General features: G+C 72.1%; 17 protein-coding genes. 11 read left to right on the forward strand and 6 right to left on the reverse strand.

Translation table 11 applies throughout. The annotated features are described in order from the left end of the window. Nucleotides 1–36 precede the first annotated feature (36 nt). From DI269_RS19300 to DI269_RS19315, 4 genes are read right to left on the reverse strand one after another with little or no spacing between them, the layout of a single operon-like run. On the reverse strand, nt 37–1,371 hold the full coding sequence (locus DI269_RS19300) for an ABC transporter substrate-binding protein (RefSeq protein WP_112138846.1): 1,335 nt from the start codon (nt 1,369–1,371) through the stop codon (nt 37–39). Then, complete coding sequence (locus DI269_RS19305; RefSeq protein WP_112138848.1) at nt 1,368–3,755, reverse strand: glycosyl hydrolase family 95 catalytic domain-containing protein; 2,388 nt, start codon at nt 3,753–3,755, stop codon at nt 1,368–1,370. Before DI269_RS19305 ends, DI269_RS19300 begins: the two co-directional genes overlap by 4 nt. After that, complete coding sequence (locus DI269_RS19310; protein WP_112138850.1) at nt 3,752–4,636, reverse strand: carbohydrate ABC transporter permease; 885 nt, start codon at nt 4,634–4,636, stop codon at nt 3,752–3,754. The genes DI269_RS19305 and DI269_RS19310 overlap by 4 nt, the downstream gene beginning before the upstream one ends. After that, a complete protein-coding gene (locus DI269_RS19315) occupies nt 4,636–5,589 on the reverse strand; it encodes a carbohydrate ABC transporter permease (RefSeq protein WP_112138852.1) in 954 nt (317 codons plus the stop codon). The genes DI269_RS19310 and DI269_RS19315 overlap by 1 nt, the downstream gene beginning before the upstream one ends. Before the next feature lie 155 nt (nt 5,590–5,744). On the opposite strand from DI269_RS19315, the gene DI269_RS19320 reads away from it, so the two are divergent. Genes DI269_RS19320 through DI269_RS19335 form a run of 4 tightly spaced genes read left to right on the forward strand, consistent with a single transcriptional unit; the run spans nt 5,745 to nt 12,083 of the window. Further along, entirely contained in the window at nt 5,745–7,928 is a 2,184-nt protein-coding gene (locus DI269_RS19320; RefSeq protein WP_112138854.1) for an alpha-galactosidase, read from the forward strand. Then, nucleotides 7,925–8,527, forward strand: a complete 603-nt coding sequence (locus DI269_RS19325) for an SGNH/GDSL hydrolase family protein (protein ID WP_112138856.1) — start codon at nt 7,925–7,927, stop codon at nt 8,525–8,527. The genes DI269_RS19320 and DI269_RS19325 overlap by 4 nt, the downstream gene beginning before the upstream one ends. Beyond that, nucleotides 8,524–9,615 (forward strand): mandelate racemase/muconate lactonizing enzyme family protein, encoded by a 1,092-nt coding sequence (locus tag DI269_RS19330; RefSeq protein ID WP_112138858.1) that lies wholly within the window; start codon nt 8,524–8,526, stop codon nt 9,613–9,615. The genes DI269_RS19325 and DI269_RS19330 overlap by 4 nt, the downstream gene beginning before the upstream one ends. Nucleotides 9,616–9,659: 44 nt before the next feature. After that, nucleotides 9,660–12,083, forward strand: a complete 2,424-nt coding sequence (locus DI269_RS19335) for a X2-like carbohydrate binding domain-containing protein (protein ID WP_157975094.1) — start codon at nt 9,660–9,662, stop codon at nt 12,081–12,083. A gap of 52 nt (nt 12,084–12,135) precedes the next feature. Here the strand turns inward: DI269_RS19335 and DI269_RS19340 are convergent, their stop codons facing one another. Beyond that, nucleotides 12,136–13,080, reverse strand: a complete 945-nt coding sequence (locus DI269_RS19340) for an anti-sigma factor RsbA family regulatory protein (protein WP_112138860.1) — start codon at nt 13,078–13,080, stop codon at nt 12,136–12,138. Nucleotides 13,081–13,432: 352 nt separating this feature from the next. Between DI269_RS19340 and DI269_RS19345 the strand changes: the two genes are divergently transcribed. After that, the gene (locus tag DI269_RS19345) at nt 13,433–14,233 is read left to right on the forward strand and encodes an RNA polymerase sigma factor SigF (protein WP_112138862.1); all 801 of its coding nucleotides are present in this window, start codon (nt 13,433–13,435) and stop codon (nt 14,231–14,233) included. 96 nt (nt 14,234–14,329) lie between these two features. Then, entirely contained in the window at nt 14,330–15,451 is a 1,122-nt protein-coding gene (locus tag DI269_RS19350) for a hypothetical protein (protein ID WP_157975095.1), read from the forward strand. A gap of 43 nt (nt 15,452–15,494) precedes the next feature. Here DI269_RS19350 and DI269_RS19355 read toward each other — a convergent pair whose 3' ends face one another. Continuing rightward, nucleotides 15,495–16,241, reverse strand: coding sequence for a TetR/AcrR family transcriptional regulator (locus DI269_RS19355; RefSeq protein WP_198667562.1), 747 nt, complete (start codon nt 16,239–16,241; stop codon nt 15,495–15,497). A gap of 120 nt (nt 16,242–16,361) precedes the next feature. On the opposite strand from DI269_RS19355, the gene DI269_RS19360 reads away from it, so the two are divergent. The 5 genes from DI269_RS19360 to DI269_RS19380 all read left to right on the forward strand — a co-directional run. Further along, nucleotides 16,362–17,594 (forward strand): DUF418 domain-containing protein, encoded by a 1,233-nt coding sequence (locus tag DI269_RS19360; protein ID WP_112138866.1) that lies wholly within the window; start codon nt 16,362–16,364, stop codon nt 17,592–17,594. 143 nt (nt 17,595–17,737) lie between these two features. Then, complete coding sequence (locus DI269_RS19365; protein WP_112138867.1) at nt 17,738–18,919, forward strand: erythromycin esterase family protein; 1,182 nt, start codon at nt 17,738–17,740, stop codon at nt 18,917–18,919. Between the two features lie 43 nt (nt 18,920–18,962). After that, entirely contained in the window at nt 18,963–19,301 is a 339-nt protein-coding gene (locus tag DI269_RS19370) for a hypothetical protein (RefSeq protein WP_112138869.1), read from the forward strand. Between the two features lie 129 nt (nt 19,302–19,430). Beyond that, nucleotides 19,431–20,255, forward strand: coding sequence for a CPBP family intramembrane glutamic endopeptidase (locus DI269_RS19375; RefSeq protein WP_112138871.1), 825 nt, complete (start codon nt 19,431–19,433; stop codon nt 20,253–20,255). After that, on the forward strand, nt 20,255–20,792 hold a 538-nt coding region (locus DI269_RS19380; RefSeq protein WP_456298701.1), incomplete at its 3' end, for a DUF7134 domain-containing protein. The genes DI269_RS19375 and DI269_RS19380, both read left to right, overlap by 1 nt.

Genomic DNA, 20,792 nt, shown 5'->3' on the forward strand with positions numbered 1-20,792 from the left:
GGCGCGGGGTCCCGCGCCGCCCGCCCGGAAAGCGGCTTACTGGGTGAGGATGTCCTCGGAGGCGTCGGCGGCCTCGGTGAACACGTCCGCGTCGCGCTCACCGGTGAAGTAGGCCTCGAACATCGGCTGGAGCGTGTCGACCAGCTCCTGGCCGTGGACCGTGGGCGGCGCCGGGTACGGCACGCCGTCCTCCATCGCCTGGACGAAGCTCGACAGGTCCACGCCCTGCTCGGCCTGGGCCTCGACGGTGGCCTGGAGCGCCTCGGGGATCGAGGGCAGGAAGGTCCCCTCCACGCCCGCGGCGGTCTGGCATTCGACGGTGCCCATCCAGGAGATCCAGTCCCAGGTCTCGTCCGGGTGCTGCGAGCCGGTGTAGACGGTGTTGGCGTTGGAGTTCGAGATGAACCCGCGGCCCTCGGGGCCCTCGACGGTGGGCGCGATGCCGACGGGGACGTCGGGGATCTGCGAGACCGTGGCCGCGTCCCAGGTGCCGCCCTGGATCATCGCGACGGTGCCCGAGCCGATCTGCTCGGCGCCGGAGACGGTGAACTCGCCGAAGGACGGGCTCAGGCCCCGGTCGGCCAGGCCCCGGATGTAGTCGAGGGTCGGCGCGAAGACCGGGTCGTCGAACGGCAGGCGGGTCGGCCAGGCGACCTCGTCCCCGCCCAGGCGCCACCCGAGGGTGGACACGAACGGGTTCCAGGAGGTCTGGCCGTTGAAGTCGCCCGCGGCGAGCGAGCCGATGCCGTAGACGGCGACGTTCTCGGGGTCGAAGCCGGGCTCGTCGCCGCGGACCCCGTTCTCGTCCACGGTGAGGCGCGCGACCACGTCGTCGAAGGTGCCGCCGTCCTCGGGGTTCCAGGTCATGGTCTGGACGTCCTCGGCCGTCAGCCCGGCCTCCTCCACCTTGGCCTCGTTGAAGTAGACGGCGGCGCCGGCCCAGTCGAGCGGGATGCCGTACTGCTGCCCGTCGGTGTACTGCCAGGAGTCGACGCCGACGGAGTGGACGGACAGGTCGTAGCCGGACTCGTCGATGTAGTCGTCGAGGGGCATGATCTGGCCCTGCCCGGCGTACTCGCCGAGCAGCGGCACCGAGAGCTGGAACGCGTCGGGCGCGGTTCCCGCCACGAACCCGGCCGTGAGCTTGGTGAAGTAGTCGTCCACGGAGTACTGGGAGATCTCGATCTTCACGTCGGGGTGCGCGTCCTCGAAACCGGGCAGGCACGCCTGGTAGGAGGCGGCCTGCTTCTCGTCCCAGGTCCACCAGTTGACGGTCACGGTCCCGTCGTCGGACTCCCCCGACGAGCAGGCGGCGAGCCCGGCCGCCAGGGCGGTCGCGGCCGCAGCGGCGATGATGCGTTGCGTTCTCATTGGTTCCTCAATTCGATACCGGGGACGGCGTCGTCCCCGGAAGGGGTTGCGGGGACGAGTTCGACGCGCGCGTTCGCGGGGAGCCGGACCGTTTGGCGCGCATCGGGTGTGCGGACCTCCACGACGCGGTCGGAGCCGGTCGTGTCGTGCAGGGCCGCGGAGGTCAGCCGCCCGCCGGACCAGGACGCGTCGACGGTGATGCCGCCGCGCGCCCGCAGGCCGGTGAACGAGCCGGTGGCCCACGCTTCGGGAAGCGCGGGAAGGAGGTCGACGGTGCCGGGGCGGCTCTGGAGGAGCATCTCGGCGATCGCGGCGGTGAAGCCGAGGTTCCCGTCGATCTGGAAGGGCGGGTGGGTGCTGAAGAGGTTCGGCAGCAGGCCGCCCCATTCGGAGCCGTCGACCGGGCCGTGCCGGAGCGCGTCGCCGCTGAACGGCGTGAGCGCTTCGCGCAGCAGGTCGGCGGCGGTCTCGCCGTCGCGCAGGCGGGCGCGCATGGCGATCTTCCAGGCCCAGGACCAGCCCATGGCCCCGGGGCCGCGGGCGTCGAGGAAGCGGCGGGCCGCCTCGGCGAGGTCCGGAGTGGTCTCGGGGGTGATCAGGTCGAGCGGGTGGAGGCCGACCAGGGGCGAGAGGTGGCGGTGGGACGGCTCGGAGTCGGGGACGTCGGCGGACCATTCGCGCAGGCGTCCGTCGGCGCCGACCTCGACGGGGGCGAGGCGCCCCAGCGCGTGCTCGATCTCGCCGCGGAGCGGGTCGGGGCCGAGCGCGTCGATGGCGTGGAGCGAGCGCTCGAACAGGGACCGGATGAGGAACAGGTCCATCGAGGCGGTCAGGCCGATCGACGCGGGCGGGAGCCCGGGGCGGGCGTAGTGGTTCTCCGGGGAGGTGGACGGCGAGGTGACCAGGGCCCCTTCGGCATCGGCATCGGCGACGAGCCAGTCGAGGCAGAACTCGGCCGCGCCGCGCAGCAGCGGCCAGATCCGCTCGCGCAGCAGGGCGGTGTCGCCGGAGTACTCGTAGCGGTCCCACAGGCTGTGGCACAGCCAGACGCCGCCCATCCACCAGGTCGCCCAGCTCGGGGCGCCGTGCCCGTTGCCGACCGGCAGGGCCCAGCCCCACAGGTCGCTGTTGTGGTGGGCGACCCAGCCGCGGGCGCCGTACAGCTCGCGGGCGGCGGGAGCGCCGTTGCGGGCGATGCGCTCGACGAGGGCGATGAGCGGCTCGAACGGGTCGTCGAGGCCGAGTGCCGGTGCGGCCCAGTAGTTCATCTCGGTGTTGATGTTGATCGTGTAGTTCGAGGACCACGGCGGCCTGGTCTCGTGGTTCCAGATGCCCTGGAGGTTCGCGGCGGAGCCGCCCTCGCGGGAGGCGGAGGCGAGGAGGTAGCGGCCCCATTCTGCGGCGGCGGTGGCCTTGAGGGCCTCGTCGTCGCCGTTCAGGAGGTCGCGGTCGACGTCCCAGACGCCTTCGCGGCGGCCGCCGATCGCGAAGCGGGCCTTGGTGAGTGAGGCCCGGTCGGCGGTGTGGACGCCGAGCGGGTCGGTCGAGGCGAGGGCGTCGAGGGCGCGGCGCCGGGCCCGGTCGCGGACGGCGGCGCGGTCGACCGCGTCCCAGTCGCCGCCTGCCAGCCAGACCTCGGCGCGGGAGGCGGTGGATAGGGCGATGAGGACGCGGGTGGCGCCGCGGACGGCGGTCTCGGTGCGCTCGCCGTCGGTGTCGAAGGCTAGGGCGACGGCCGCGTAGCCGCCGTCGGGGCCGTGCCGGTGGGCGGGCTCGCCGGGTTCGTGGAGCGGCGCGCCGTCGTAGGGGACGTCCACTTCGACCGAGAGGACCCCTTGGGCCGCATGGCAGGTGACGCGCAGCGGCGTGGTGAGGGCCAGGTCGAGGTCGATGACGGGCTCCTCGGCACGGATCTCGACGAACAGGGCGTTCGCGGGCCGGGAGGTCCAGGAGCGGCGGACCGCGGTCGCGTCGCCGATGCGCAGGCGCTCTTCGAGGACGGCCCGGTCGAGGTCGAGGACCCGCGCGGGGGTCTCGGCGGCGGCGCCCGCGAGGGTCGTGTGGAGGTCGGCGAGGGGCAGGAACTCCTGCGTGTAGCGGCCCTCGAAGGTGAGCAGGAGCTTCTCGGCCCGGTCGAGGTCCCCGGCGGCGAGGGCCTCGCGGATCTCGGCGAGGCGCTCGGGCCCGGCGCCGTCCTTGCGGAGGCGGTCGAGTTCGCGGGCGGGCCCGTCGGGGAAGCCGGACCAGACGGTGGCGTCGTTGACCTGGTAGCGGGCCTCGGGCCCGCCGAAGGCCATGGCGCCGATGCGGCCGTTGCCGAGCGGCACGGCCTCTTCCCAGGTGGAGGCCGGTGCGGCCCAGGCGAATCGGATGGTGTCGGTCATTTGAGCCCCGTGAAGCCGATGGAGTTGACGATGCGGCGGCCGAAGACCATGAACAGCAGGAGCATCGGGAGGGCGGCGACGAGGGTCGCGGCCATGAGCCCGGCCCAGTCGGGCTGGGACTGCGGCGAGGACTGCTTGAACACCGCGAGCGCGAGCGTCAGGGGCTGCACGGACTCGTCGGTGGTGACCAGCAGCGGCCAGAAGTAGTCGTTCCACATGCCGATGAAGCCGAGGATGGACAGGGTGGTGATGGGGCCGCTGGTCATCGGGACGGTGATGCCGAAGAGGATGCGCATGCGCCCGGCCCCGTCGATGAGGGCGGCCTCCTCGGTCTCGGCGGAGAGGCCGAGCATGAACTGGCGCAGGAAGAAGATGTTGAACGCCGAGAACAGTCCATAGGGGAGGATCATTCCCGCGAAGGTGTTGAGCAGGCCGAGGTCGCGCACGAGCACGAAGTTCGGCAGGAGCGTGAGGATGCCGGGGACCATGAGCGCGGCGAGGAACAGCCCGAACACGAAGTCGCGTCCGCGCCAGTGGAGCCGGGCGAAGGCGTAGGCGGCCAGGAGCGAGAAGAGAACGACGAGGAAGGTCGAGGCGGTCGCGTAGACGATCGAGTTGACGAGGTAGCGGCCCAGGTCGAGGGTGGCGCCGGAGCCGCCTTCGGCGAGGGACTCCTCGGCGGTGGCGAGGCCGAGCACGCGTTTGAAGGGGCCCCAGGTGAAGTCGACCGGGAGCAGCGAGGACGGGTTGCCGAGGAGGGCGTAGTTGTCCGACAGGGCGGTGCGCAGGATCCAGTAGAACGGGAAGACCGTCACCAGGACGATGACCGCGAGGTAGATCCAGGCGAGGACGCGGCCGGGGCTGAGTCGGCGGGTGCGCATCAGGCTTGCTCCGATTCGTTGGCGCGCAGCAGTCGCATTTGGAGGAAGGTGATCGCGATGAGGATCGCGAAGAGCGCCAGCGACATGGCCGACGCGTAGCCGAAGTCGAACTGGCCGAACGCCTTCGAGTAGATGTACATCTGGAGCACGTTGGAGGCGTTGGCCGGGCCGCCCTTGGTGGTGACCGAGACCAGGTCGAAGACCTGGAAGGCGCCGATCACGTTGAGCACCAGGACGAGCGCGAGGATCGGCCGCAGGAGCGGCAGCGTGAGGGAGAAGAACATCCGGGTCTCGCCGGCGCCGTCGATGCGCCCGGCCTCGTAGACCTGCGGCGGGATGGTCTGGAGCCCGGCGAACAGGATGATCGCGGTGTAGCCGAGGTTCTTCCACACGTGGATGAACGCGATCGAGGGGATCGCCCACTCGCGCGAGGTGAGGAACTGGACGCCGTCGCCGCCGAAGGCGTGGACGGCGGCGTTGACGATGCCCAGCTGGGGGTCGAGCATCCAGGACCAGACCGTCGCGGCCACGACGCCGGAGATCAGGAACGGCAGGATGATCAGGCCGCGGATCACCGTCGAGGACGTGAGCCGGTGGAGGACCGCGGCGGTGGTGACGGCGGCGATCACGGTGAGCCCGACGGCCACGACGACGAAGTAGACGGTGACGCGCAGCGAGTTCCAGAAGACCGGGTCCCCCGCGAGCTCCTGGAAGTTCGCGATCCCGATCCACTTCGGCGGGGTGAGGACGCGGAACTCGGTGAAGCTCAGGTAGACGCCGCGGAGCGTCGGGTAGACGGCGAAGACGAGGAAGCCGATCAGGGCGGGCGCGATGAGGAGCCACGCGAGGGGGCCGTCGCCGCGGTGGGAGGGCGACGCGGGGCGGCGCCGCGGCGCGGCCGGCCCGGTCGGGAGGTCCCGGGCGGGAGCCGGCCCGGTGTTCAAGAGCGTCATCGATCTTTCCTGTTCCGGGGCTGACCCCCTGGTCAGCCGCCTGTTCTGCGGGTTCCTGACGGTGCCGTTCCGCGACCCGCTCTTGCGCCGCCAGCGTAGACATGATTAATTAACGATGTCAAGTAATTGATCCCGATGGATAGCGAGGAACCGAGATGGGCCACGGCGAGGACGCCGTCTTCACACTCAGGGCCGCGGGCGCCGCGCTCGTGCTCGACGCGGCCGGGCCGGTCCCGCAGGTCCTGCACTGGGGCGCCGACATCGGTGCGGCGCAGGGCCTGCGCGAGACGGCCGCGGCGGCGCTGCTCAACAACGCCCCTGACGAGCCCAGGCGGCTGACCGTGTGGCCGACCGAGCGCGACGGCTGGTCCGGCACGCCGGGTCAAAGCGGCAACGCCGCCGGGACCGCGACCACCCCGCGTCCCGAACTCGTCGAGGTCCAGGCCGTGCCGGGCCGGGACGGCGGCGGGCGGATCGCCCTGCGGTTCGCCGACCGCGTGTCGGCCCTGCGCGGCGACATGGTGTTCGCCATGGACGAGTTCGGGGTCCTCACCGTCGACCAGTCGGTGACCAGGGACCTCTCACTCGCACCGGACGCCGCTGAGATGTACACACTGGATGGCCTGCGGGCGCTCCTGCCGGTCCCCGACCGGGCCGGTGAGCTGCTCGACTTCACCGGCAAGTGGTGCCGCGAAAAGGCGCCGCAGCGCGGCCCGCTGCGATTCGGCACGCACGCCAGGCGGGCCCACCGCGGCAAGCCCGGACACGACACGCCGTTCCTGATGGCGCTGGGCACCAGCGGGTTCGGCTTCGGCCACGGCGAACTGTGGACGGTGCACCTGGCGTGGAGCGGCGAGAGCGAGTACCTCGCCGAGCGCCTCCCCGAGAGCCCGGGCCCCTTCGCGGCCGTCCTCGGCGCCGGCGAGCTGCTGCACTCGGGCGAGATGCGCCTCGCCGACGGCGAGCGGTACGACGCCCCGACAGCGGTGTTCACCTGGTCCGGCGAGGGCCTCGACGGGATCGCCGACCGGCTCCACCGGCGCCTGCGCGCCCGCCCCTCGCACCCCGCGAAGCCGCGCCCGCTGGTGCTCAACACCTGGGAGGCCGTCTACTTCGACCACGACATGGACCGCCTCACCGGGCTCGTCGCCCGCGCCGCGAAGATCGGGGTCGAGCGGATCGTCCTGGACGACGGCTGGTTCCGCGGCCGCCGCGGCGACCACGCCGGGCTCGGCGACTGGTACGTCGACGAGGACGTGTGGCCCGAGGGCCTGCGGCCCCTGGTCGACCTGGTCCGGTCCCACGGCATGGAGTTCGGGCTGTGGTTCGAGCCCGAGATGATCAACCTCGACTCCGATCTCGCACGCGCCCATCCGGACTGGGTCCTCGGCCCCGCGCAGGGCCTCGGCCCGGCCTCGCGCCGCCAGTACGTGCTCGACCTCGCCCGGCCCGAGGCGTACGCCCATGTGCGGGACCGGATCAGCGCCCTGGTCGGCGAACACGCGATCGACTACCTCAAGTGGGACCACAACCGGGACCTGCTGGAGGCCGTGAGCCGCCGCGCCGGCGCCGAGCGCCCGAGCGTGCGCGCCCAGACCCTCGCGCTCTACCGGCTCCTCGACGAGCTGCGCGAACGCCACCCGGGCCTGGAGATCGAGACGTGCTCGGGCGGCGGCGGCCGCATCGACCTGGGCATCCTCGACCGCACCGACCGGCTGTGGGCCTCGGACTGCAACGACCCCGTCGAGCGCGCGCAGATCGAGCGGTGGACGCGGATGCTGGTCCCGCCCGAGCTCATCGGCTCCCACCTCGGCGCCGCGCGCTCGCACACCACCTCCCGGACCACCGACCTCGCGTACCGCCTCGCGACCTCACTGACGGCGCACGCGGGCATCGAGCTGGACCTCCAGACCGCCTCGGACGAGGAGCTGGGGGCGATCCGGGCCTGGGCCGACCTGTACCGCGAACTGCGCGGACTGATCCATTCTGGACGGGTCGTCAACGCCGACCTCGCCGACGAGGCGACCCAGCTCAGCGGCATCACCGCCCAGGACGGGTCACGGGCGCTCTACACGTGGGCCCGCACCGCCACTTCGCCTGCGGGCCAGTCCGGGCGGGTGCGCCTGCCCGGCCTCGACCCCGCGGCCCGCTACCGGGTCCGCATCCGCGGCGAACTCGGTCCGGCGAGCCGCCACCAGGGCCAGGACCCCGCGTGGGTCACCGCCGCATCCGACACCGGGATCGACCTCGACGGCGGCGTGCTCGCCGTCGCGGGCGTCCCGCTCCCCACCTTGAACCCCCAGCAGGCCATGATCATCGACCTCAGGAGACTGCCGTGACCAAGCCCCTCATCGTCTTCGCCGGCGACAGCATCACCGACTGCGAGCGCCGCACCGACCCCGAGGGCCTGGGCGACGGCTACGTCCGCGTCCTCGCGCCCCTCCTCGAAGCCGAGGGCTTCCGCGTCCTCAACCGCGGCGTCTCCGGCGACAGCGCGAACGACATGCTCCGCCGCTGGGACGCCGACGTCGTCGCCGAAGCACCCGACATCGTGAGCGTCCTCGTGGGCATCAACGAGGTGTGGCGGCCGCACAACGGCGGCGTCCACACCCCCACGGGCGACTACGAGGCCGACTGCCGGAGGCTGCTGGAACGGCTTCCCAAGGCGCGCTTCGTGTTCATCGAGCCGTTCCTGCTGCCCGCCGACGCGGGCCAGGAGACCTGGCGCGGCGACCTGGAGGACAAGATCGCGGTCGTGCGCCGCCTCGGCGCCGAGCGCGGCGCGCCCGTCCTGCCCGCCGACGCCGCCCTGAACGCCCTCGGCGACGCCCCCGCGCTCGCCCCGGACGGCGTGCACCCCAACGCGAACGGCCACACCGCCCTCGCGAACCTGTGGCTCGCCGAGACCGCCGCACTGCGGAAGGACTTCGCACGATGAGCGACCGCATCGCGGCCGCCGAGGCGTGGCTGTGCGAACTGCCCGTCGAGCGCCCCCGCACCGACGCAATGCAGTCGTTCCGGGCGCAGGAGACCGTGTTCGTGGAGCTCACCTGCGAATCCGGGGCCAAGGGCCTGGGCTACGCGTACACGATCGGCACCGGCGGGCCCGCCGTCCTGAGCCTGCTGCGCGCCACCGTGCTCCCGGCCGTGACCGGCCTCGACGCGACCCGCCCCGAAGCGGTCTTCGAGGCGATGACCGCGTCCACGCGCGCCACCATGGTCGGCGCGATCACCTCGCTCGCGTTCGCCGCGGTCGACACCGCCGTGTGGGACGCCGAGGGGCACCGCACCGGCCGGTCGCTGTGGCGCATGGCCGGGGGCGCCCAGGAGTCGGTGCCCGCCTACGACACCGAAGGCGGCTGGCTGCACCTGGACACCGAGGAGCTGGTGGAGGGCGCGCTGGCGGCGCGGGACGCCGGGTTCGCGGGCGTCAAGCTCAAGGTCGGCAGGCCGAGCGCGGTCGAGGACGCCGAGCGGATCGGCGCCGTGCGCGAGGCGGTCGGCGACGGCTTCGCGATCATGCTCGACGCGAACCAGTGCTTCACCCTCGGCGAGGCGGTGCGGCGCGCGGACGCGTTCGCGCCCTTCGGCATCGAATGGTTCGAGGAGCCGTTGCCGGCCGACGACCCGCTGGCGCACCGGCAGCTGGCGGCCTCGACGCCGATCCCGATCGCGGTCGGCGAGAGCCTGTACTCGATCCGGCAGTTCCAGACCTACGCGCGGCTCGGCGCCGCCGCGGTCCTCCAGCCCGACGCCGCGCGCGTCGGCGGCGTCACGCCCTGGCTGAAGATCGCGCACCTCGCCGAGGCCCACTCGCTGCCGGTCGCCCCGCACTTCCTGATGGAGCTGCACGTCTCGCTCGCCACTGCCGTCCCCAATGGACGATACGTCGAGCACATCCCCCAGCTGCGCGCCGTCGCCGCCGACACCGTTCGGCTGCAAGGCGGCCACCTGCACGCCCCCGACGCGCCCGGCCTCGGCATCGCCTGGGACCGCGGCGCGATCGAGCGGCTCCGGCTCGCCTGACGGCCGGAGCGGTCAAAGAGGACCGAGACCCCCGAGAGGAACCCATGCAACCGAAACCACCCTTCCGACGGCGGCTCTGGGGCGCGGTGGCGGCGACCGCCGCGGCCTCGCTCGCGCTCGTCGCCAACCCGGTCGCACCGGCGGCGGCCCAGACCGACGACCCCGCGACCGCCGAGACCCTCGGCGAGCGCCCGTACATGGGCTGGAGCTCCTACTCCATGCAGGTCTACTCCGACAACGGCCAGTGGATCACCGGCGAGCGGCTCATCGCCCAGTCCGACGCGATGCACGATCAGCTCCAGGAGTACGGCTACGAGTACATCAACGTCGACGCGGCCTGGAACGGCGGCGTCGACGAGTACGGGCGGCCCGTCCCGAGCGCGACGCTGTACCCCGACGGCCTTCAGGCCGTCATCGACCACGTCCACGGCAACGGCCAGAAGTTCGGCCTCTACTTCATCCCCGGTCTCGGCCCCGACGTCTACGAGGCCGACCTGCCGATCTACGGCGCGCCCGGCTGCTCGACCGGCGACATCGCCGCGCAGCCGCTCCAGGACGCCGACTACTGGGGCATCGGCTACAAGATCGACTTCGCGAACCCGTGCTCGCAGAAGTACATCGACTCCATCGTGGACCTGATCGCGTCCTGGGGCGTCGACTTCGTCAAGTTCGACTCGGTGACCCCCGGCTCGGGCGTCTCCGACCTGTCCCTGGACGCGCGCGACGACGTGGCGGCCTGGTCGTCCGCCCTTGAGCGCCATGGGATCTGGATGGAGCTGTCCTGGGCCCTGGACATCGGGTACGCCGACCTGTGGGCCGAGCACGCCCAGGGCTGGCGGGTCGACTGGGACGTCGAGTGCTACTGCCCCGGCGAGGCGCTCACCCAGTGGGCGAACGTCGAGCGGCTGTTCCCGCGCGTCGAGGACTGGTGGCGCCTCACCGGCCCCGAGCGCGGCTGGATGGACCTCGACTCCCTCAACGTCGGCAACGGCGAGATGGACGGCCTGACCAGGGACGAGCGGCGCACCGCGATGACCCTGTGGGCGATCGCGGGCTCCCCCATGTACCTCGGCGACGACATGACGGACCTCGACGACTTCGGGATCGAGCTGCTCACCAACGAGGAGGTCATCGCCGTCCAGCAGTCCGGCGTCCCGGCCCGCCCGGTCTCGACCGCGACCGACCGCCAGACCTGGTACGCCCAGAACCCCGACGGCACGGTCACCGTGGCGCTGTTCAACCTGGGCCGCACCGAGGCCGACATGGCGCTGGACCTGTCCGCGATGGGTCTGGGCGGCGAGTGGAGGGTCCGCGACCTGTGGGCCGGCGAGAACGAGGGGAGGTTCGAGGACGACGAGTTCACCGCCGAGAACGTCCCGATCAACGGCACGCGCCTGTTCGAGCTGACGCCGAAGGACGATGCGGCGGTCACCCTCAACGACGACGCGCAGCGCGTCGGCTACGAGGGCGACTGGGTCCGCAACGGCGGCGACGAGGTCGCGGCCACGGTCCAGCCGCTGCGGCTCGGCGTGGGCGACTCGTCCACCGGCGAGGTCCCGGTCCCGCCGGAGGGCGCGGGCACCGTCGTCCTCAACGACGACGCCGAGGGGATCTCCTACTCGGGCACGTGGAACGGGTCTTCGGGCCGCGGCTTCGGCGACTACGAGGACGACGTCCACTGGACCGAGACCGACGGCGACGCCGTCGAGTACACCTTCGTCGGCACCGGGATCGACTACGTGACCGAGACCGATCCGTCCCAGGGTGAGGTCGACGTCTACATCGACGGCGAGTTCGCCGAGACGGTGGACGCGCACGCCGACTCCCGCAGCGCGCAGCAGGTCCTGTACTCGGTGCGCGACCTGCCCGCGGGCGAGCACACGATCCGCCTGGAGAAGCAGGGCGGCCGGTTCATGCTGGTCGACCGCTTCGACGTGGTCCTGGAGTCCCTGATCGACCCGGCCTCGGCCGCGGTGGACAAGGCCCTGGGCGCCGACGCCGACGTCGCGGTCGAGCTGCTGCGCGACGGCGGGGAGCTGGCCGGGATCACCCACGGCGGGGAGGCCCTGGAGTCCGGCGCCGACTACACGGTCGACGGCACCACCGTGGTCCTCCAGTCGGCGTTCCTGCTGTCCCTGCCGAACGGCGAGACGAGCCTGGACTTCGCGTTCCGCGGCGACCACCTGGACGACGTCCACTCCGCGGCCGCGGAGGGGGCGGCCGTGGAGCTCGCCTTCGAGGGCACGGGGGTCGCGTGGACCGGGCCGCTCGCCCCCGACCAGGGCGAGGTCGCGGTCTACATCGACGGCGACCTGGTCGCGACCGTGGACACCTCCGCGGACGCCCGCCTGACCGGCCGGGAGCTGTTCGCCGTGGACGGGCTCGACGACGGCGCGCACGTGTTCCGGGCCGTCAAGGTCTCCGGGGACGTCATGCGGACCGACGCGATCACCTACATGGCGGACTAGGAACCGCACGGTCGCGGCCCGGGCCCTCGGGTGCCCGGGCCGCTTTCGCGTCTCATTCGGACAGTCTGAGGTGGATGCGCATCGTGGTGCCGCCGGGGCCGGTGTGCATGCGCAGCAGGTCGACGGCGTGGTTGACGAGCAGCAGGCCGCCGCCGTCGGAGTAGTCGTCGACGGAGCGGCGGCCGGCGAGCGGGTCGGTGATGCGCCCGGCGTCGCGGACCTCGCACACGAGGTGGTCGCCGTCGGTCCAGATGCGCAGCAGCCCGGTGCCGCCGCCGTGGACGACGCTGTTGAGGACCAGTTCGGTCACGGCGATCTCCAGGTCGATGAGCCGGTGCGCCGAGAGTCCCGCGTTGCGGCCGTATGAGGTCGCGAACCAGCGGGCGTTGTCGACGGAGTCGCGGTCGACGCCGCGCTCGACGGCGTGGCGCGGCGGGGCCGGGAGCGGGCGGTTGTAGCCGTCGATGATCCGCACGGGGTCGTAGTGCGGGCTCTCGCGGGTCCCCTTGCCGTCGATGAGGACCGGGTGGGTGGCGCGGGAGTCGGCGATCGCGCGGGCGTCGAGGCCGTCGAGGTCGTAGGGGCACAGGACGGCGGCGTCGCGTCCGGCGAAGGCGAGGTTGATGAGGGCCTCGTGCTGGGCGCAGGCGGGGTACTCGATCTCGGTGCGGGAGGCCCAGATCGGCTCGCCGACGATGCTGACGCGGCGGCCGGGGTGGCGGTCGGCGAAGTCGCGGAGCACGCCGGGGATGATGCGGCCGGGGTTGGCGCCCTCGACGGCCATGTCGAGCATGAGGACGCGGTCGGCGGCGGCGCCGAGGGCGCCGCGCAGGAGGTCGAGGTTCGGCGCGGGCACGGCGACGGCGACGGGTTCGCCCGCGGCGAGCGCGTTCTCGATGAAGGGGACCGTGCCGTCGAGGTATTCGGCGGGGCCGGCGTAGTGCAGTGCGGGGTGGCGGAACGGCTCCCCGGCGGCACGTCCGGCAACTTCCGTCATCCCTCGCCTCCCTCGCCGAATCGAGGAACTGCCGCAACGGTTTTCAGGGCTTCTACAAGAATGATTGCTGAAATCCCACAGCGATTCCGTGACTCGCGTTCAATGGTGCCACAGAGTGATTACGGAAAATCATTGCGACCCAATCGAAATTGACATGTGAAATATGTCACTAACAGGTTTATATAAAGAGTTACTCCACGGTAGGTGACATTGCCACCTGCTGCTCTTATGCTGAGTGCTAAGGCGTTCCGACGGCACCCCGGCCTCGGAACCAGTGGAGCAAATAGACGGACAACCCGCACTGATCATCGGGGCCACGGCCCCGAGAACGATACGGGAGGACGGCGAACTCATGACCGCGACACGACAAGCGCAGCGCAGGACCAAATCCGACGACTACGGCCACCTGGAGCCGCTGTTCGGCGAACTCGACCGGCTCGAAGCGGACGACCCGCGCCGGTCGGAGGTCAGGGACCGGCTCGTCACCGGCTACCTGCCGCTCGCCGAGCACATCGCGAGGCGCTACTCCGGCAAGGGGATCGCCAAGGACGACCTGGTGCAGGTCGCCTCGGTCGGGCTCATCCACGCGGTGGACCGGTTCGACCCGGGCAAGGGCTCGGACTTCCTCTCCTTCGCCGTCCCCACGGTGATGGGCGAGGTCCGGCGCCACTTCCGCGACACCACCTGGCCGATGCGCGTCCCGCGCCGGCTCCAGGAGCTGCGCCTCTCGCTCAACAGCGCCGGCGCCGAGCTGTCGCAGGAGCTCGGCCGCCCCCCGACCGAGGCCGAGCTGGCCGAGCACATCGGCGTCTCCGAGCGCGAGGTCCTCGAAGGACTCGAAGCGCGCCAGGCGTACCGGTCGGTCTCGCTCGACGAGTCGCCCTTCGAGGGCGACGGCCGGCTGCCACTGGCCGAGACCATGGGCGACGAGGACGCCTCGCTCGCGCTCGTGGAGAACCACGAGTCGCTCGCGCCGCTCATCCAGGAGCTGCCCGAGCGCGAGCGGAAGATCCTGGCGCTGCGGTACTTCGGCGACATGACGCAGACCCAGATCGCCGAGGAGGTCGGCATCTCGCAGATGCACGTGTCGCGGCTGCTGAGCCGGACCCTGAGCGGGCTCAGGGAGGAGCTCGCGGACTCAATGGACGCGTGAGGCCACCCTACGTATCGGTGGGCTTCGATGCTTGCACCACAGTGTCCGAAGCCATAGCATGAGGGCGGCCATATCCCTTCTGCCGTAAGGAGATCCATGCGCTTTCACCGAGTGAGCGGATCGACACGAACGGGCCGATACACGATGCTCGCCCTGGCCGGCACCTCCATGCTCGCGGTGGCCGCCCTGACCGTCCCGGCGTACGCCGACGGTCAGGACGCCGCCGCCGCGTTCCAGCTCGGCGTCACCCACGAGCGCTACAGCGCCGACTGGTGGGGCGACGAAGAGGCCGTGGCCGACGCCGAGGAGATCCTCAGCGGCGTCGGCCCCCTCCAGAACCAGCACCTCATGGGCTTCGGGGCCGAGAACCCCTGGCCGGTCCAGAACTCCAGCGCGCGGGAGTGGGGCAGCCTGGACGAGCGGATGACGCTCATCGAGGAGACCGACGGGACCCCCGTCCTCACCCTGTGCTGCGCGCCGGGGTGGATGACCCCCTCCGGCGAGGACTGGCCGCAGGCCTACGAGGCGCCGCTGCCGCAGTACTACGACGAGTACGCGCAGCTCGCCGCCGAGGCGGCCGCGCGGTACCCGCAGGTCGAGTACTTCCAGGTGTGGAACGAGTTCAAGGGCTTCTGGAACGACGACCTGAACCGGTGGGACCACGAGGGCTACACCGAGCTGTACAACCTGGTGTACGCCGCGGTCAAGGCGGTGCGCCCGGACGCACAGCTCGGCGGCCCGTACGTCTCGATCAACAGCTTCGACGACTGCACGCACGACTGCTCGGACCTCCAGGGCTCCTGGGGCACTGCCGATCAGCGCGACCTCGACGCCATGGAGTACTGGCTCGCGAACGCCGACGGCGCCGAGTTCTTCACCGTGGACGCCTGGTCGTCCACGAACGACGGCTACCACCCGGGCACGGCCGGGACCTACGAGAAGTTCCGCGACGTGACCGAGTGGATCACCGCGCGCACCGACCTGCCGGTGTGGTGGTCGGAGTTCTACGCGCCCGCCTCCTCGGCGGACGAGTCGAGCACGGTGGCGCTCATGCGCGCCGCGATCGAGGGCATGCGCGACGGCGGATCGGCGGTCGCGCTGCTGTGGGGACCCGAATGCCAGTCCGAGCTGCCGTGCATCTGGACGGACACCAGTGAGGCGGGCGGCGGCCAGGCGACTGAATACCTGCCGCTCGTGCAGGAGTTCTCAGGCCGTTAGCAAGGCGTGATCGGAAGCGGCCCTGCGCATCGCGCGGGGCCGCTCACTCGTCCCCGGCGACGGCCGCCGCGACGCCGTCGAGGAGCAGTTCCAGGCCGAAGTGGAAGTCGTTCTCGCCGGTGTCCTCGCCCGTGTCCTCCAGAAGCCCGCCGCCGAAGAGCGCGGCCGCGTCGGGGAAGCGCTCGGGATCGACGAGGCGGGCCATGGCGCGGCCGTACTCGCGCTCGGCGGCGGCCTGGTCCATGCCGGTGCCCTCGCGGCCGGCGGCGAGCGCCTGCGCGAGCTGCGCGGCGCTGGTGACGTAGCCGGAGACGATCATGAGCGCGCCGACCTTGGCGCCCCAGTCGAGGCCGGTCAGCCGCAGCGAGCGGAGCCCGGCGTCGAACCAGTCGATCCCGTTGGGGCCGCTGGGCGGGCCCGAGGGCGGGACCTGCGCGAGCCACGGGTGGGCTTCGAGGACGCGCAGCTGCTCGGTCGCCCACAGCCGCAGGCGCTCGCGCCACGGTCCGGTCCCGGCGAGGGAGTCGGGGACGGGTCCGTTCGCGGCGTCGCGCATGAGGTCGAGCAGCTCGTCCTTGGAGCCGACGTGGCGGTAGAGGGACATCTTGGTCACGCCGAGGGACTCGGCGACGCGCGGGAGGGTGACGGCCGCGAGGCCCTCGCGATCGGCCAGGGCGACCGCGGCGTCCACGACGCTCCCGACGTCGAGCCTGGCCGGGCGGCCGAGCTTCGAATCGAGTGGGATGCGCCACAGCCGCGCGAGTTCGAGCGGCACGCGGTCCTGGTCCATGGCCTGGCCGTCCTCCATTCCGTCCCGGCGGTGATGCCGGGACATCATTGCACACCCATATAGTGTCCCTCATATAGTATCCTCAAGACACTATCTCGATCCGCCGAACGAAGGAACGCCATGACCACCCCGACCGCCACCGCGCCGCACGTGCGGCCCGGCACCGCCCGCGGCCCCGTCCGCGCAAGCGAGCGCGCCCTCGCCCCCGACCTCGCCCGCGGCGCGATGCTCCTGCTCATCGCCCTCGCCAACGCCGCCGGGTACTTCCTCGCCAGCGCCCCCGGCGTCGAGACGAACCCCCAGGGCGCCGAGCGCGTCTACAACTTCCTCATGATCGAACTCGTGCACGCCCGCGCGTTCCCGCTGTTCGCCCTCCTCTTCGGCTACGGCCTCGTGCAGCTCTCGCGCCGCCAGGAGCAGTCCGGGGCCTCGCCCCGCCAGGTCCGGAACGTCCTGCTGCGCCGCGGCCTGGCGCTGTTCGCGTTCGGCGCCGTCCACGGGGTGCTGCTCTACTCGGGCGACTTCCTCGGCGCGTACGGGATCATCTGCATCCTGTACACGCTGCTGCTGCTCCAGCGCTCGGAGCGCGTCCACCGCTTCGCGCCCTGGTACCTCGCGGTCGGTGGCGTGTACCTGCTGGTCATCGCGATCGTGGCCGGCCTCGGCCTGGCCGGGGGCGGCAGCGGCGCGGCGATCCCGGTGACGCCGTTCCCGTCCGCCGAGGCGGGCACCTACCTGGAGTCCCTCGCCGAGCGGGCCGCGGAGTGGCCGGTCCACACGCTGACGATCGTGCCGATGATCCTCATGGTGTGGGTGGGCGCGTGGGCCGCGCGGCACCGCGTCCTCGAAGCGCCGCACGAGCACCTGACGCTCCTGCGCGCCACCGCGATCGGCGGCTTCGCCGTCGCGCTCACCGCTGGGCTCCCGATGGCGCTGCTGAGCGCCGGGGCGATCAGCGTGGACGAGGGCACGGCCGGGTCGGTCCGGATGCTGTACGAGACCTCCGGGTTCTTCGGCGGCCTCGGGTACGGGGCGCTGTTCGGCCTGATCGCCTACGCCTTCAGCCGCCGGAACGCGCACGGCCCGGTGCTGACGGCGATCGCGGCCCTCGGCCAGCGCTCGCTGACGGGTTACCTGTTCCAGTCGGTGGCCTGGCTGGTGCTGGCGGCGCCGTTCGCACTGGCGCTGCCGGAGCGCTCGGGCAGCCCGCTGCTGGTGTCGGGGCTGTGCGCGGTCCTGGTGTGGGCGTTCACGGTGGTCGCGGCGGATGTCATGCGGCGCTTGCGGTACCGCGGTCCGGCGGAGATGCTGCTGCGGCGGATGGTGTACTTCCGCAAGGCCGGCGAGCGCTGAGCCGCTGAGTCATCGAGGCCCGCCGGGTGACCGGCGGGCCTTACTTTCGTCAGGTGAACTTCGGTCGTTCGACAGATGCGGCCCCAGTCGAGGGCCCCGTAGCTTGGCCGGTGGAAACAGCACCACCGGGCAAGGAGGCCATCATGAACACATCGCTTCAAGACACCACAGCCGAATGGATCCGCGACCACGCGCATCCGCTGGAGGACCTGCGGCCGGTCGTCGCGGCCGCGAAGGCGGCCGCGGTCGTGGGCGTCGGGGAGAACACCCGGGAGTCGGCCGAGATCGACCGGCACCGCGTCGACCTCGTCAAGGCGCTGGTCGAGGAGGCGGGGTACCGGGTCCTCGTGATCCCCGACAGCGCCAACGTGGCAGAGCGCATGGACCAGTACGTCCTCGGGGAGCGCGAGGACCTGCGGGAGGTGGTCCTGTCGGGCTGGCTGCCGAACCGGACTGAGGCCACGGCCGAGCTGCTGAAGTGGCTGCGGGCGTTCAACACGCGGCATCCGGCGGAGCCGGTACGCGTCGTGGGCAACGGCCCCAGGCAGACCGAGCCGCAGGACTACGACCGGGTCCTCGCGGCGGTCGAACGCATCGATCCGGTGGCGGCCGCGGGCATCCGCGAGCGGTACGGGGTGATCCGGACCGCGCACGAGGTCAACGAGCACATCCAGATCCACCAGGGCACCCATCCGGGCCGCCCGTTCGCCGAGCTCGCCGGGGAGGCGCTGGACCTGGTGCGGGTCCTCGCGCCGGAGCCCGACATACTCGCTCTCGCCGAGCAGATCCTGGGCTTCCACGCGAACTCGGTCGCGGCGGGGCCGGACTTCGGGGAGGTCTCCAGGGCCATCGCGGAGCGGATCGCGGCCGCGCACGAGGAGTCGGGGCGGAAGGTCGTCTACTTCGACGGGTTCGCGCTGACGGGGGTCCTCGCTGACGCGGAGGTGGCGATCAGCCCCGGGAAGCCGTTCGCCACCACGGGGAAGCTGCTGCGGGAGCGGTTCGGCGAGGGGTACGTCTCGGTGCTCCTGGCGTTCGGGAGCGGCACGATCCGCGGCGGCCTGGAGATCCCGGAGCCCGCGGAGGGCAATGTGGAGCGCACGCTCCTGGAGGCCGGGGCCGGCGGGGTCCTGCTGCCGCTGGCCGACGGCGGCTGGCCTGGCGGTGCGACGCGGCTGCGGATCATCGCTGGCGTGTACGACCCGGCAGAGGACGGGAAGCACTCGATCGGCCTCCCTTCGCTCCCGGAGGCGGCGGACTTCCTGGGGTTCGTCCCGGTGATCACGCAGACGCGACCGTTCGGGGAGGTCGCAGCGGCCCAATAACATCGGCGGCACCGGGTCACTCCGCGAAAGGACCGCCGTGCCGATGCGAACGATCGCCGCCCTGTCCGTGCTGAAGCGGGCGACCGCGGTCGTCGGCGCGATGCTCCTCCTGGCCCCGGCCGCGGGTTGCTCCAGGCCCGACATCAACGAGCGCTACACCGATGTCGAGGCCCTGGCGGCGTTCGAGTCGATCGTGGCGGACTCGGTCGAGGGGGTGGAGGGCTTCCCCGGCTTCCGCGCCCGCTACCGCGAGCTGCGCGGGTGCTTCTGCCAGGAGGACGGCGAGGACCCGAAGGAGGCCGGGGACTGCAGCCGCGTCTCGCTGGAGTACGACACGTTCGAGAACTACAGCAAACGCGAGCACCCCGACGACGAGGTGTGACCGAAGGGCTCGTCCCCCGCGCGAGCTACGCGCAAGTGTCCACTCGACGGGGACGACGGCGAGCCCGCCGGTCCGTAGCGTTCCTCTCAGCCGCGGCGCCCCCTTGCCGCGCTTGATGAAGGAGTGCTCATGAGACTCGTATGGCAGCTCTCGGCGGTCGCCCTGGTCGCCTTCCTCGGCAGCCAGGCGCTCAACGCCGTCAGCGGACATCCGTGGCCCGCCTTGGCGATCGGCCTCGCGACCGCCGTGCTCGCCGTCGTCGCCTACCGCTGGGTCGTGACGAAGACCGAGCGACGGCCGGTGGACGAGCTCGCCCGGCCCGGCGCCGTCGGGCAGACCGCGCTGGGGACGCTGCTGGGCGTCGTCATGTTCGGGTTCGTCATCGCCAACATCGCGTTCCTCGGCCACTACACGGTCGACGGCCTCGGCTCCCCGGGCGGCGCGATCGGCCTGCTCGGGTTCATGGTCGCCGCGGCCGTGACCGAGGAGCTTTTGTTCCGCGGCGTCCTGCTGCGCATCGTCGAGCGCCGCTTCGGCACCTGGATCGCCCTGGCCGGCACCGGCATCCTCTTCGGACTCATCCATCTGGTCAATCCGAACGCGACCCTGTGGGGCGCGACCGCGATCGCGATCGAGGCCGGCGGGATGCTCGGCGCCGCCTACATCGCCACCCGGAGCCTGTGGCTCCCGATCGGCCTCCACTTCGGCTGGAACGCGGCCGCCTCCGCGGTGTTCAGCACCGAGGTCTCCGGCAACGGCACCCCGCAGGGGCTCCTCGACGCCGCGACCTCCGGCCCGGTCGCGGTCAGCGGCGGCGCGTTCGGACCCGAGGGCAGCGCCTACGCGGTCGCCTTCGGCGCCTTGGCGACCGTGGTGTTCCTGTGGATCGCGAAGCGGCGCGGCAACCTCGTCCCGCTCCGTCGCCGCGCCGCCGCCGCTACACTGCCCCGGTGATGGAACTGCGGCGGATCCCGGACCGGTGGCGCCGCCTCGACGTCACCGTCCGGGACCTCCCCCTCGGGCTGCTCCTCGCCGTCCTGTCCTTCCTCCCGGTGCTCCGCGGCCACGAGACGCAGGTCGGCGACCTCCCCGGGCGGCCGCTCGACGCGCTGGGCCTGGCGATCCTGGCGCTGGAGTGCCTCCCCCTGGCCCTGCGCCGCCGCGCCCCGGCCGCCTCGCTCGCGCTCGTCTCGCTCGGGTTCGTCCTCGCCTCGCTCGGCAGCTACCACTCGGTCGGCGGCACGGCGCTCGCGTTCGCGGTGATCAGCGCGGGCGCCCACCTGGAGCGGATGCGGCGCACAATGATCTGGGTCCTCAGCGTCGTGTACGTCGGCCTCGCGCTCGCGCTGGTGCGGCTCGGCTCCACCGAGGGCGCCGACGGCTTCACCGTGTTCTACCTCCTGATCGCCGCCGCCTGGGGCGTCGGCGCCTGGCTGCGCGCCACTCGCGCGGCCGAGGCCGAGCGCCGCCGCCGCGTCGCCGAGGCCACCC

The organism is Glycomyces dulcitolivorans (genome assembly GCF_003265355.1).
Taxonomy (GTDB): Bacteria; Actinomycetota; Actinomycetes; order Mycobacteriales; family Micromonosporaceae; genus Glycomyces; species Glycomyces dulcitolivorans.

Bases quoted from the DNA above. Each gene is read 5' to 3' on its own strand.
- DI269_RS19300 (WP_112138846.1), bottom strand. From the start codon at position 1,371: ATGAGAACGCAACGCATCATCGCCGCTGCGGCCGCGACCGCCCTGGCG.
- DI269_RS19305 (WP_112138848.1), bottom strand. From the start codon at position 3,755: ATGACCGACACCATCCGATTCGCCTGGGCCGCACCGGCCTCCACCTGG.
- DI269_RS19310 (WP_112138850.1), bottom strand. From the start codon at position 4,636: ATGCGCACCCGCCGACTCAGCCCCGGCCGCGTCCTCGCCTGGATCTAC.
- DI269_RS19315 (WP_112138852.1), bottom strand. From the start codon at position 5,589: ATGACGCTCTTGAACACCGGGCCGGCTCCCGCCCGGGACCTCCCGACC.
- DI269_RS19320 (WP_112138854.1), top strand. From the start codon at position 5,745: ATGGGCCACGGCGAGGACGCCGTCTTCACACTCAGGGCCGCGGGCGCC.
- DI269_RS19330 (WP_112138858.1), top strand. From the start codon at position 8,524: ATGAGCGACCGCATCGCGGCCGCCGAGGCGTGGCTGTGCGAACTGCCC.
- DI269_RS19335 (WP_157975094.1), top strand. From the start codon at position 9,660: ATGCAACCGAAACCACCCTTCCGACGGCGGCTCTGGGGCGCGGTGGCG.
- DI269_RS19340 (WP_112138860.1), bottom strand. From the start codon at position 13,080: ATGACGGAAGTTGCCGGACGTGCCGCCGGGGAGCCGTTCCGCCACCCC.
- DI269_RS19345 (WP_112138862.1), top strand. From the start codon at position 13,433: ATGACCGCGACACGACAAGCGCAGCGCAGGACCAAATCCGACGACTAC.
- DI269_RS19350 (WP_157975095.1), top strand. From the start codon at position 14,330: ATGCGCTTTCACCGAGTGAGCGGATCGACACGAACGGGCCGATACACG.
- DI269_RS19355 (WP_198667562.1), bottom strand. From the start codon at position 16,241: ATGGACCAGGACCGCGTGCCGCTCGAACTCGCGCGGCTGTGGCGCATC.
- DI269_RS19360 (WP_112138866.1), top strand. From the start codon at position 16,362: ATGACCACCCCGACCGCCACCGCGCCGCACGTGCGGCCCGGCACCGCC.
- DI269_RS19365 (WP_112138867.1), top strand. From the start codon at position 17,738: ATGAACACATCGCTTCAAGACACCACAGCCGAATGGATCCGCGACCAC.
- DI269_RS19370 (WP_112138869.1), top strand. From the start codon at position 18,963: ATGCGAACGATCGCCGCCCTGTCCGTGCTGAAGCGGGCGACCGCGGTC.
- DI269_RS19375 (WP_112138871.1), top strand. From the start codon at position 19,431: ATGAGACTCGTATGGCAGCTCTCGGCGGTCGCCCTGGTCGCCTTCCTC.